Source organism: Rhizobium sp. 05L429 (assembly GCF_056397645.1).
Genome location: NZ_JBFTNV010000017.1, coordinates 13,801 through 25,899, shown reverse-complemented (window position 1 = coordinate 25,899; position 12,099 = coordinate 13,801). Strand labels below are relative to the sequence as shown.

Below are 12,099 nucleotides of genomic sequence, written 5' to 3'. Positions count from 1 at the left end.
AAAGTCTGCAGCGACAAGTCGATTCAGCAGATCCTCGAAACAAGCTTTTCAACATGCTCTGCAAGCCCAGTTATCTCTCGATGAAGCTTTATAGACTATAAGAATTATCATGAGAGATCAGACTATTGATATCGAAAATACACTCGCTTTTTATCATGACATGAAGCGAGAACAGGAATAGTATCCAAAACTGTTGGGTTGCAAATATTCCGGGGAGCACGCAAGTGTCCGACAGTGTTAAACCTAAGCGCCGTATGGGGCGCAATGCACCAACTGTGATCGTTATTGAGCATTCTACACTGGCGCGCACCACCGTGGTGAAGCTTCTCGAGCGTGAACTCGCCGGTTGGAGTTTTATCGATCTGGTCTCGACCGAGAGCCTCGACCGAGCTCTTGGAGCTGAGGTGCGCTTGATTGCACTAGATCTCGCCGGTAGAGGTGTCGAGAGCACCAGCCTGCGGGATGACCTCGCGGCAATTGCTGCACGTTTTCCCGAGGCTTCTATCACGTTGCTCTCAGGTACCGACGACGTCGACATAGCCCGTMAGGCGCTCAAGATGGGTATCCGCGGCTTTTTCTCGACTTCACTGCCGATTGACATTGCCCTCGCCGGTCTTCGTCTCGTTCTGGCAGGAGGAACATTTTTCCCGCAGCTGTTGGGAGCTGTTAYAAACGGCTCAAACGAGCATGGTCCGGCCAGAAGCGAGGCCGAAAAAAGCTTGGATGACAGGATGCAGTACCTGGCGATTGCCGATTTCACTCCCCGGGAAGCTGATGTCCTCGCAGAGTTGCAATCCGGCTGCTCAAACAAGGTAATTGCCGGAAAACTCAATTTATCGGGACATACGGTGAAGATGCATTTGCAACACATAATGCGCAAGTTGCAGGCGCAGAACCGCACTGAAGTTGTTGCCCGCTTAGGTCAAAGAGCCGCCGGCGGTCATGACGCCTCGCCGAGTTAGGCGGCGGCGAAGCGACGACCTTACGAACCAAACGAAATCACCACAAATTTTGCTTTTCACGCGCCTCGCATATTCGGACGACGGGGTCGTTGGTTCACGTCCTTTCAAGGCGGAAGCCGATCCTGCGACGCCCGAAAAGTCAAACTGAACGGTTGTGTGCCACAAGCGAGCGGATCAAAGCCGTTCGAAGCGGAAATTGCGGACGCGACCGCTGTTCATCAGCACGCCGGTGACCCGGCCGTCTCCGTCGCGGGTGAAGGTGAACCGGTCGCCATCACCGAGAAAATGATCCGGAGCGACTGCAGTCAGCGAGATTTCTCGGGATTTCAAAGATCTGAACACCAAGCCCGCCTCCCTGACCTTCACTTCATAGGGCATGTCGTTTTCGACCGGACGATAGGAGCCGGCCAGGTCGGCAAGCTCCGTTGGTGAAGGCGTATATGCAGGCAATCGCCGGTATTGGTAGCCGCGCTTGCCGTCGACATAGGACGTAAGCTCGGTCGCCGGCTGACCTTCTTGTTGCTCCAGCTCGATCTCACTGTTTGGGAAATCGCTGAAACGGAAGCGACGATCATCCACTGCTTCAAGGGCATAGCCATCATACTCGATGTCGTAGCCGCCCAGCAACTTCCCATCATGCGTCGCGAGGCGGGCGACCCGGCCGGCTAGTCGCGCCTCGGCGTAATAGCCGGTGAGCAGTTCCAATGCATCCGCGTCGGGCTGTGGAAACCTGCTCGGCGCAGGTTCCGGTACCGGCTGCAACACATCCGCGAGGTAGATATCGGCGATCCGTCGGACGAGGGCGCTGGGCACGATCGACCCGAAATTGGCGAGGATCGCCACGGAGAAATGCTGCTCGGGAAAACGGATGAGATCGGAGCGGAAGCCGGCATCGCCGCCGGTATGTTCGACGATCGTTATGCCGCGATAGGTACCGATGCCGAGGCCCGCGGCATAGCCGATTTCACTGCCATCGTTCAGCCGGCCGCGTTCGAGCATCTTTGCGATGACGTCTGGCCCTCCTACGCGCCGATGGTAAAAATTTTCGTCCCAAAGCGCGAGATCTTCGACTGTCGTCAGCAGGCTGGTCGCGCCTGCCGTGTCGAAATTGGTGTTCGAGATCTCTACTCCGCATTCCGTCTCCACATAACCGTCGGCGACATTCCTGACGACCTCGGCATAGTTGTCGCGAAAGAACGTATTGCGCATCCCGAGGGGTTCGAAAATCCGGGCCGAGCTAAAGGCACGCAGGGACTGGCCGCTGACCGTCTTCACGGCTTGCGCCAGTAAGGCATAACCCGTGTTGCAATAGAGATGTTCGTCGCCCGGCTGGAAGTTCAGATCCTGCTGGCGGGAGACGACGGCAAGGATGTCGTCGTCGGTGATCAAGTCCTTGGAGTAACGCCAGCCTGCGAGGGACAGCAATTCCCAATGATCGCGGATGCCGCTGGTATGGTGGAGCAGATGTCGCAGGGTGATCGGCGCGCCGAAATCAGGCAGGTCGGGCACGTATTTCCGCACGGCATCGTCAAGGGACAGTTTTCCTTCGGCTGACAGCAGCAGGATTGCAAATGCCGCGAACTGTTTGGAGACGGATGCCGAATGAAAGACAGTGGACGGCCCGATCGCGATGCCATGGGCCAGATTGGCCATGCCGAAGCCGCGCTTATGGACAATATCCCCATCGCGTATGACCGCAACCGCGCAGCCGGGCGACTCTTGATTGTTCCAGGCCTCGAACAGTTGATCGACGCGTTCGAATTCCCTCATCCGTGCCTCCCAAAACATTTTCGTACAGCAAGGAAGCGGAGAGCTGACGCAATTGCAAGGCGCGGAAAATGAAAAGCTGCGGACTGAGAGAGGAATCTTCCGGGACGGCGGCCCTTGCGCTAGCGGAAGAGCTGGCTGACATGGATACCGGCCGCTTTGGCTGCGCTCTCGCGCTTATGTCAACGACGATACCGTCCTCGGCCTTCGCTCCGATCGGCGCGCTCTGGCCAGGCCTGGCAATGAGAGAACCGGAAGGCGCCTGACGACTGTCGAGACCGGCGACGCCGAAATCCCCATGACCACTTCGTCAGCGAAGCTTGAGACGCGTGACCAATGTCTTCGAGCGGCGGATCGTTGTAAGGGCTGCTCCCAGCGCTATTACCCAGAGTCCGATCATCAGGATCTGATTTTGCCCGCCCCACAATGGCTCGAGAAGGGATACCAACGCCGCCGCCGTTACCGCCGCCATCCGATGCTGCTTTGCCATCGGGCCAGAGAAGTCGCTGGGATTGCCGGTGGCGCGACCGAGTTCGCGGACATAGGCTGTCAACACAGCGAAGGCGCCGGCCTCCCAGCCCAGGCCCGGCATACCGATTCCATATCCAACGCCGGCGAATATCATCAGATCGGCGATGCGATCCGGAAACTCGTTCCAGAAAGGACCGTCAGCCTCTCCCTTTCCGCCTTCGACGGCGACCATGCCGTCGAACAGATTGCAAAGGAGGCGTGCCTGGCAGAATAGAACGGCCAGCAACAGGTAGCAGGCACGTGGCAGGCCTGTTGTCTGTCCCGCCAGATAGAAAGCGCCGCCGGCGATTGCTGCCGCCAGCATGCTGGCTTGCGAAATCTGGTTCGGCGTGATGGCCCGCGCGGCCATCCATCGGGCAATTGCGCCCGCCCAGCGGGTATTGCGGCTCGCCAGAGGTCTCCTGTCTCCTGTCTCCATCATGTGTCAAAACCTCGTCTTGTGGAGATCGAATAATTGTAGATTGCAGCATACGTCGTCGACACCAGCAGCGGCAGCGCGATGGTCCGGAGTATCTCCGGTGTGCCGCTCGCCGCGTGGATCGCCGCGAGAATGCTGGCCGAGCCAAGGCAGGCGATCAGCGGTGGCGCCCAAAATCGTGCTGAACCGCTGAAGCGGCTGGAAAGCCAGTCAATCACCGATTTCAGGAAAAGCGTCATGCAGGCGGATATCGTCCCCTGCACAAGACCGGCATAGAGCGGCGCTGGCATGGTATGAACGCGATTGGCGAAGACGGCCCAGCTGCCCATCGCCAGAAAAGCGAACAGGACGTGTACCACACCGCTGCGCAACAGACGTTGCAGGACAACAGGCATCAGAGCGACCACCAGTAACGGGTAAGATGGAAGAAGATGGGTGCCGAGAAGACGACGGAATCCAGTCTGTCGATCAATCCGCCATGGCCCTCGATGAGATTGCCCCAGTCCTTGACACCGCGGTCGCGTTTGATCGCCGACATGACCAGGCCACCGAAGAAGCCCATCAGGGTGATGACCAAGGCGAGCAGCCCCGCCTGAAGCGGGGCAAATGGTGTAATCCACCAAAGGCCTGTCCCAATCAGCGTCGCGCTTATGATCCCACCGACAAAGCCTTCGACCGTTTTCGATGGCGACAGTCTTGGCGCAATCTTCGTGTGCCCGAACAGTTTGCCCCAGACATATTGCAGGACATCGCTAAGCTGGACGACGATGACCAGAAAGGCGATCAGCAGCACATTGCGCCCCTCATATCCCGGTATCTTCAAGGTCAGCAGTGCAGGTACATGGGAAGCGCAGAAGACACAGATCATCAGGGCCCACTGTACCTCCGCGATGCGAACGAGAAAGCGCTCCGTATCGCCTCGGAGTACCGAGATGATCGGCATCAGCAGGAAGGCATAGACGGGGATGAAGATCGAAAAGATGCCGTATTGTTCAGCCCAGAGCAGAAAATACTGGATCGGAACGACGACGAAGAAGGCTGCCGCAAGCGCCCAATGATCCGCCCTTCGGGTATTGATGAGGGTTACGAATTCGCGAAGTGCTGCGAATGAACAGAAGCCAAACAGGATCAAGACGCCGATACGGCCCGCTATGAAAGCGATGCCGATCAGGATGACCATGACCCACCAGGCCTTGATCCGCGCGTTGAGGTTTTCGACAGCTGCGTTCGAACCATTCGGCGAGAGGCGTTGTTGCAATATGTAACCGATGACTGACGCAACGATGAGCACGCCGAAGATTCCGGCTACGAGCGTCATAAGATCGGAATTCGCGCCACTCATTCCCCACCGCCTACAGTGTTCGGAGACAGAGCCAGGAGAKCGGCCTGCATCCGTTCAAGAAAAACATCCCTGTCTTCACCCGGCGCGATCTGCAAAGCGCTGCCGAAGGTCACAGTGCAGATCAGCGGTATCGGAACGATCTCACCCTTTGGCATGACGCGGTTCAGATTGCTGATCCAGACCGGCACTAGATCGACATCAGGGCGCGCCACGGCCAGATGGAAAATGCCGCTTTTGAACGGAAGGAGCCGGGCATCGGACTGGTTTCGCGTACCCTCAGGGAAGAGAATGAGGGACGAACCGTCATCGATGGCCGAGGCCATCTGCGTAACGGGATCTTCCGTCCGCTTGTCCCGATCCCTCGCGATCAGCACCGCATTGAAGACATCGCTGCCGATGAAGCGATTGAGCCAGGATTTCAGCCAATATTCGGCCCCTGCCACCGGACGAGCCCGATGACGCAGTCTTGGCGGCAATACCGTCCAGACCAGAACGAAATCGCCGTGACTGGAGTGGTTGGCATAATAAACGCAGGGGCGGGAAGGCAGCCCTCCCTCGGGCCACACGGCGCGGACCGCCGTGACCGCGCGGGCGAACAGTACGATGACCGTCGCCGCGGCTTTTGTAAGCAATGCCTTCATTCACCACTCTGTCGATGTTAGCCGGGTCACTAGTCGAAACTCTAGCATCGTCATCGGCGGAAGGAAGGAGCTTTGCAGGTTTTCAACCGAAAGGAGTAGTCGGGTCGTCGGGCTCCGGCCGAAGCCGGTGGAGATCGAGAAGGCCACTCAGTTGCCGCTGCTCAGACCCGAGGCGTCGTGTACATAATCATGAACTGATGAAACGACCGTAAATTGCGCGATTGGTTGTTGAAACTCATTTATCACTGGATATTCAATACCCAACTGAGACCAAACTGCGTTTGAGCACCCAGTCAGCGATAAGGGGCGACATGACCGTCAAGAGTGCTTTGACGACATTCCACATGCCATCGCAGCTCTCGAACGGTGAGACCAATCCAAGCTCTGCCGAGCCGGGAACAGTCGCTCTACTCCGGAGGCGTGTCTTCGACATGCTKAGTTGTCCCGTTTAGCGGCTGCAGCCAAGGTTCGCGCCTCTTCGTCCAGACCTCAATTTCCGGAAGGAGTCGGGCAGGCGCAGCGTCAAGCGAGCCCAAGCGTATCTCGACGTCGTTATCGTTCAGGCAGAACAGCCTGCTGCCGCATCGAGGGCAGAAGCTGCGCCCCTTGTAGGTCTCGATATGGCCGGAAAATAAGAATGCGTCGCGTGACCAGTGGGCGAAGGATGTGAAGGACGATCCGCTTTCTTTCCGACAATCAGCGCAGTGGCAAAGACCGATGCGATATGGCTCTCCCGCCACCTGATATCGAACCGCGCCACACAGGCAGCCGCCATGACGAGCCATGGTTTCCTCCATTGTCGTTTTCCGTCTGTAATCAATAGAACCGATTTCGCCGAAGGAAGGTTCACTTGGCGCTCGATGCGAATGCTTAAAGACGCCTTTGAGGTACCGTCCGTGTGCAGATCGGGCCCTGCCTTGGTCCACGTCGACTTTGCGGCGGAAGCAGATCACTCGAGTTGTCTCGCCGGGCTGTCCATCTATGACACGCTAAGGACCATCAGCTCATTTCAAGGCTTGCTCTGCTTCGGCCCCGTAGGAAACAACGCAGTTCCTTCCTCTTTTCTTGGCAAGGTAGAGAGCCGCGTCAGCCTGGCGTTGAAGGTCTTCCGCCGACGCCCCGGCACCGTCTCGCGTCGCTGTCGCTACTCCAATGCTCACGGTGATATAAGGGATGACGTGAGATGTCGGATTCGGAAGAGAGGCAGCTTCCACACGTCCTCGGATTGTCTCAGCGACTGCCCTGGCAGCCTCTTCATGGGCGCCTGGAAGAAGAACAAGAAATTCCTCACCTCCGTAGCGAGCGACCTGATCCCGCTCATCTCTCATGCTGCTCTGAATAATGCCGGCAACCTTGACCAGGCACCGATCGCCCTCGGAATGACCGAGATTATCGTTGAGCTTCTTGAAGTCGTCGATATCGCACATCAGCATCGCGACACCGTTGTTTGGGCTATGATCGTCGTTCCAACAACGCTGCAGCGCGTCCATCATCGAACGTCTGTTCGCGACACCTGTCAACGGATCTGTTCGCGCAAGCAGTTCGAGGCGGGCATTTGCATCAGTCAGGTCCGCGAGGCGATTTCGATCCCGCAGCTCGAGCAGGAAAGTCTTCTGGGCAAGGATTGTTGCTGTGCGGCGCGCCATCACRGTTGCAGCCACGCCGCTTGTGAAAAACAGTGTTCCCGCAATTGCACTACCCACGCCGATGTCCGGATTTCGCAGCTGAAACACGAGGTAGATGCCCAAGGCGTAGGCACCAATCGTGATGGTCCAGCTTAATGGGACAGGGAATATAACGATGGCGGTGACGGCCACAAACAGCATGATCGTGAGGTGCCGTTCATAAAACTCGCCACCAGTGTTGACRCCTACCAACGMCACGGACAGTAGAATCAGGAAAACCCCAGAAATAAGGAAAGCGCCCTGTTGCCACGGGGACAGCGGCTTTCGAAAAGCTATCGCCGTGACGATCGCAGCGGGGGGAAGGATAGATGCTGGAAGCAGCATTGGCTCAACAGTCTCGATCGAAAGCAGGACGGCGTTGAGGCTCAAGGTCAGGACATCGAGCACGATAACCCAGACCATCCATGCGCGGATGATTTTTGAAGCCTGCGGCCAGGAGCGCTCGCGAAAAAGATAAGCTAGCTCACCATCGAGGTGGATATCACGCGTGCGCCCACCCAATTGGCGCTCGACTTCCTGCACAACGGCTGCGTTCAGCCTTTGCAGAGGCTTGCGTGGGGCTGCTCTGACCGATCTGCCATCGACTGTTGTTTGCGCCGCGTCCATATCGGAGATCTAGGGAGGAGGTGACCGCCGACAAGGCGATGTGCGCCTTCGGCCGGCAAGAGGCGCCCGTGGCCTAAAGAAGTCTCCTCACGATCTGCAAACCTGTATCAGATCGGGGTGACGGGCTCTCGCCAGTCCGCMAGCCAAATTGTGTCGTTTTCGCATCACTTTCGATAAGGTTGTAAAAAACCGGTTGGCAATGGCGAATTGGTTCGGTACAAAACGCTCACCGCTTTAGATCGAACATAAGGGAGGCGTTGCATGACACCAGCAATCATCGAAACCTTCCCGCGTGGGATGTCCCGACACTAGGTCATTTCCATTCGCGGCCCGCCTCGAGGGCGCGACATGCGGTTTTCTCTTCCTTCATAGCCCGATTGATCTGACGGGATCATTTCGTCTCCCGTTCGGGCTGTGCCATCTAACTCTCGATTTTGAGGACCGGTTGCCGAAACACGGGGCCGGGCTGGTTAAAATGACTCGCAAGAAGCTCGATTTCCGCGCCGATGCCTATCGCCACGTGCTCGGCTTTGTTTTTCATCATTGGAGCCATCGGCCGGCATTGGTCGGCATCATCATTGTGCTGGTGATTGCCAGTACGTTGGCCGAAGTCATGGTGCCGGTGTTTTCCGGCAGGATCGTCGATGCCATTGCCGGCAGCAATGCAGCTGATAGTGCGTTCCGCGCCTTTGTCATCGTCGTCGTTCTGGGCCTGACCAGTGTGGTACTGCGTTGGTTCATTTTCAATGGCATCATCCGGCTGACACTGCGCATCATGGCGGATGTGGTCAATAACGGCTTCCACAAGGTGCAGCGGTTCTCGACCGACTGGCACGCCAATAGCTTTGCCGGTTCGACGGTGCGCAAGATCACCCGCGGCATGTGGGCGCTTGACTCGCTCAACGACCTGCTGCTGGTAGCCCTGTTGCCGTCCATCGTCATGCTCGTGGGCGCCAGTATCGTGCTGGGCAGTTACTGGCCGATCATGGGTCTGATCGTTGGGGCGGGGTCGCTGATTTATATCGGCGTAACCGTGGCGCTTTCAATGGGCTTCGTGTCACCGGCGGCGAGGCTTGCCAATGCCTGGGACACCAAGCTGGGCGGTGCGCTGGCGGATGCCATAAGCTGCAATGCGGTGGTCAAAGCCTTCGGCGCTGAAAGCCGCGAAGAGGCCCGCTTGCGCCACGTGCTGGCCAAATGGGACAGCCGCACGCGACGGACATGGAAGCGCGGCACATCGAGCGGCACGATCCAGGGCTTCATGATGGTTTCCATGCAGGCAGGTATTCTGGGCACGGGCCTGATCATGTGGCAGCAGGGGCTGGCGACGGCTGGCGATATCACATTCGTGCTGGCAATGTTCTTCGTTCTGCAAGGCTATCTGCGCAATGTAGGCCAGGACATCCGCAATCTGCAACGTGYCGTCAACGACATGGAAGAACTGGTGCTGCTCGACAAGATGCCGCTGGGCATCGAGGACAAACCGCACGCCACGTCTATCAAGATTGGCGAGGGCGAGATTGTCTTCGATCGCGTCACCTTCCAATATGGCGCGCATCCCACCCCGCTTTATGAGGACTTTTCGGTCACCATCAAGCCGGGCGAGCGCGTGGGCCTGGTGGGGCATTCGGGCTCGGGCAAGACGACATTCGTCAAGCTCATCCAGCGCCTCCACGACGTGACGTCGGGCTCGATCCGCATCGACGGACAGGATATCGCAGGGGTCAAGCAATCAAGCCTGCGCGGCCAGATCGCCATCGTGCAGCAGGAACCCATCCTGTTTCACCGCACGCTGGCGGAAAACATCGCCTATGGTCGACCGGCCGCCTCGCGCCGCGAGATCGAGTACGCGGCGAAACAGGCCAGTGCGCACGACTTCATTATGAACCTTCCCAAGGGTTATGAGACGATGGTGGGGGAACGCGGCGTCAAGTTGTCAGGCGGCGAGCGGCAGCGTGTCGCCATTGCCCGTGCCTTCCTGGCTGATGCGCCGGTGCTGATCCTGGACGAGGCGACGTCGAGCCTCGACAGCGAGAGCGAAGTGCAGATTCAGCAGGCCATGGAACGCCTGATGGACGGCCGCACGACGCTGGTGATCGCGCATCGGCTGTCCACGGTGCGGGCGCTGGACCGGCTGCTGGTCTTCGACAAAGGGAAGATTGTTGAAGAGGGCGACCATCAAGCGCTGATCCGGCTTAAGGAAGGCATCTATCGCCGGTTGTTCGAGCGGCAGGCGCTGGAGTTGACCAAGGGTCTGGTGGCTTGATGACCCACCACTGAACTTTCATCCGGCGGCGATTGGAGCCCAGGCCCTTTTTGAGCCGCTCCAGGTTTCTGGACCGGCGAAGGCTGGAGTTTTCCGGGGGGGGGTGAGGTACTCATGACGCATCTACCCCCGATATGATTTGGTCCTCCAATGTGTCCAAACGCATTTGCGGGATCCGCGGTCATCATGCCCGACCGCTCGGCCGATACCGGGCAGACGGGTGGAAACGTTGTTCGGCCGCCGAATGGTCTTCAGAGAGCAAGCCGTGTCTGCGTTCAGTTGCCAGACGAATGAGGATGTCAGCGACGAGCGACACATCACGCTCGAACATGTCCTTCAGGTCGGCCACGCGCCTCTTCGACCGTCATTCGCCCCGAGGAAAACGCTGATTCTCCTCCAGCACGTTGAGGTCCATATGATTGCGCATGTATCGCTCGGCGGCTTTCTGTAGCGGTTGATAGTCCCAGGGATAGTAAGACCCCTGCCGCAACGCGGGATAGACGACCCAGCGACGCGCCTGGCTTTCTCGAACCGCCGCATCGAAACCTGCAAGGTCCCAGCGTAGCTTTACTTGACTGAGAAGCGCTTCCAGCGTCTGCGCATAGGCCGGATCGCCGGCTAGATCGACCAGTTCGTGCGGATCGGCCTGAAGATCGTATAGCAAAGGCGGATCCTTCTCGCAGACCGTGAGTTTGAAGCGCCCATCGCGAATTCCCACAAGCGGTGCAATCGATCCTTCGGCCGCATATTCCATCAAAACCGGACCGCGGGCGTTCGTGCCGTTCACCAGTTGTGCCAGATCTTCGCCATCCGTCCATTTCGCAATCGCCGAGATATCAAGACCGGCAAGACCGGCAAGCGTCGGCGTGACGTCGAGCGTGGAGACCGCCTGATCGACCAAGGCGGGCTGCCAGCCGGGCGCCGAAATCATCAGCGGCACACGCGCGGAGCCGTCGAAGAAGCACATCTTGAACCACAGTCCGCGCTCGCCCAGCATGTCGCCGTGGTCAGAGACGAACAGGATGACGGTGTTGTCGCGCATCCGCGTGCGCTCCAGCACGCCGAGGATTTCTCCGACCTTCTCGTCGACATAGGAGATATTGGCGAAGTAACCGCGCCTCGCCCGCCGGACCTGTTCGGCGGTGATATCGAAGGCCCCGTTGTCGCAGGCCTCGAGCAGGCGTTTCGAATGCGGATCCATCTCGTCGAACGGCAGTGCCGAAACCGTTGGGTCGAGAGCCGGGCAGTCCTCGTAGAGATCCCAGAATTTGCGCCTGGCCACATAKGGATCGTGAGGATGGGTGAAGCTGACGGTCAGGCACCAGGGACGCTCGTCTTGGCGGCGCGACAGGTCGTAGAGCTTTCGGCTGGCGTTGTAGGCGACCTCGTCGTCATATTCCAACTGGTTGGTGATTTCCGCAACGCCAGCGCCGGTGACCGAGCCGAGATTATGATACCACCAGTCGATACGCTCTCCAGGCTTGCGGTAATCGGGCGTCCAGCCGAAATCTGCCGGGTAGATATCGGTCGTCAGGCGTTCCTCGAAGCCGTGCAGCTGGTCGGGGCCAACGAAATGCATCTTGCCCGACAGGCTGGTGTGATAGCCGGCGGATCTGAGATGATGCGCATAAGTCGGAATGTCGGAGGCAAATTCAGCCGCGTTGTCGTAGACACGCGTTCGGCTCGGCAGCTGGCCCGACATGAAGGAGGCGCGCGCCGGAGCACAAAGAGGGCTTGCCGTATAGCTATTGGCAAAGCGGACCGAACGTGCCGCGAGTGCCTTGAGATGCGGCGCATGCAGGAAGTCGGCCGGCCCGTCCGGAAACAGCGTGCCGTTGAGCTGATCGACCATGATGATGAGAATATTGGGACGCGCCATGA

General features: G+C 58.4%; 11 protein-coding genes. 2 read left to right on the top strand and 9 right to left on the bottom strand.

Annotated elements, in window-relative coordinates; all coding sequences use genetic code 11:
- Positions 1-254: 254 nt before the first annotated feature.
- Positions 255-962, top strand: coding sequence for a LuxR C-terminal-related transcriptional regulator (locus AC1DNW_RS18685; RefSeq protein WP_477854074.1), 708 nt, complete (start codon positions 255-257; stop codon positions 960-962).
- A 174-nt stretch (positions 963-1,136) separates the two neighbouring features.
- On the opposite strand, the gene AC1DNW_RS18680 is transcribed toward AC1DNW_RS18685, so the two are convergent.
- The 7 genes from AC1DNW_RS18680 to AC1DNW_RS18650 all read right to left on the bottom strand — a co-directional run bounded on the left by AC1DNW_RS18680 (position 1,137) and on the right by AC1DNW_RS18650 (position 7,952).
- Positions 1,137-2,732 (bottom strand): serine hydrolase domain-containing protein, encoded by a 1,596-nt coding sequence (locus tag AC1DNW_RS18680; protein ID WP_477854006.1) that lies wholly within the window; start codon positions 2,730-2,732, stop codon positions 1,137-1,139.
- Positions 2,733-3,039: 307 nt separating this feature from the next.
- Positions 3,040-3,681, bottom strand: a complete 642-nt coding sequence (locus AC1DNW_RS18675; protein ID WP_477854005.1) for a CDP-alcohol phosphatidyltransferase family protein — start codon at positions 3,679-3,681, stop codon at positions 3,040-3,042.
- A complete protein-coding gene (locus tag AC1DNW_RS18670; RefSeq protein ID WP_477854004.1) occupies positions 3,678-4,073 on the bottom strand; it encodes a hypothetical protein in 396 nt (131 codons plus the stop codon). Before AC1DNW_RS18670 ends, AC1DNW_RS18675 begins: the two co-directional genes overlap by 4 nt.
- Positions 4,073-5,020, bottom strand: a complete 948-nt coding sequence (locus tag AC1DNW_RS18665; protein WP_113309033.1) for a phosphatidate cytidylyltransferase — start codon at positions 5,018-5,020, stop codon at positions 4,073-4,075. The genes AC1DNW_RS18670 and AC1DNW_RS18665 overlap by 1 nt, the downstream gene beginning before the upstream one ends.
- Positions 5,017-5,661 carry a lysophospholipid acyltransferase family protein gene (locus AC1DNW_RS18660; protein WP_477854003.1) on the bottom strand — a complete coding sequence of 215 codons (645 nt, stop codon included), beginning with the start codon at positions 5,659-5,661 and terminating at the stop codon, positions 5,017-5,019. The genes AC1DNW_RS18665 and AC1DNW_RS18660 overlap by 4 nt, the downstream gene beginning before the upstream one ends.
- A 407-nt stretch (positions 5,662-6,068) precedes the next feature.
- Entirely contained in the window at positions 6,069-6,458 is a 390-nt protein-coding gene (locus AC1DNW_RS18655; protein WP_477854002.1) for a GFA family protein, read from the bottom strand.
- A 207-nt stretch (positions 6,459-6,665) separates the two neighbouring features.
- On the bottom strand, positions 6,666-7,952 hold the full coding sequence (locus tag AC1DNW_RS18650; RefSeq protein WP_477854001.1) for a GGDEF domain-containing protein: 1,287 nt from the start codon (positions 7,950-7,952) through the stop codon (positions 6,666-6,668).
- A 475-nt stretch (positions 7,953-8,427) separates the two neighbouring features.
- Between AC1DNW_RS18650 and AC1DNW_RS18645 the strand changes: the two genes are divergently transcribed.
- Positions 8,428-10,218: an ABC transporter ATP-binding protein gene (locus tag AC1DNW_RS18645; protein WP_477854000.1), complete on the top strand. Its 1,791-nt coding sequence runs from the start codon at positions 8,428-8,430 to the stop codon at positions 10,216-10,218.
- A 184-nt stretch (positions 10,219-10,402) separates the two neighbouring features.
- On the opposite strand, the gene AC1DNW_RS18640 is transcribed toward AC1DNW_RS18645, so the two are convergent.
- Together AC1DNW_RS18640 and betC are read right to left on the bottom strand one after the other, a co-directional pair.
- Complete coding sequence (locus AC1DNW_RS18640) at positions 10,403-10,567, bottom strand: hypothetical protein (protein ID WP_162747164.1); 165 nt, start codon at positions 10,565-10,567, stop codon at positions 10,403-10,405.
- A 15-nt stretch (positions 10,568-10,582) separates the two neighbouring features.
- Positions 10,583-12,097, bottom strand: coding sequence for a choline-sulfatase (betC, locus tag AC1DNW_RS18635; protein ID WP_477853999.1), 1,515 nt, complete (start codon positions 12,095-12,097; stop codon positions 10,583-10,585).
- Positions 12,098-12,099 lie beyond the last annotated feature (2 nt).

What these genes read in the sequence shown, in the direction of transcription:
- AC1DNW_RS18680 (WP_477854006.1), bottom strand. Translation starts at nt 2,732, where the DNA reads ATGAGGGAATTCGAACGCGTCGATCAACTGTTCGAGGCCTGGAACAAT.
- AC1DNW_RS18675 (WP_477854005.1), bottom strand. Translation starts at nt 3,681, where the DNA reads ATGATGGAGACAGGAGACAGGAGACCTCTGGCGAGCCGCAATACCCGC.
- AC1DNW_RS18670 (WP_477854004.1), bottom strand. Translation starts at nt 4,073, where the DNA reads ATGCCTGTTGTCCTGCAACGTCTGTTGCGCAGCGGTGTGGTACACGTC.
- AC1DNW_RS18665 (WP_113309033.1), bottom strand. Translation starts at nt 5,020, where the DNA reads ATGAGTGGCGCGAATTCCGATCTTATGACGCTCGTAGCCGGAATCTTC.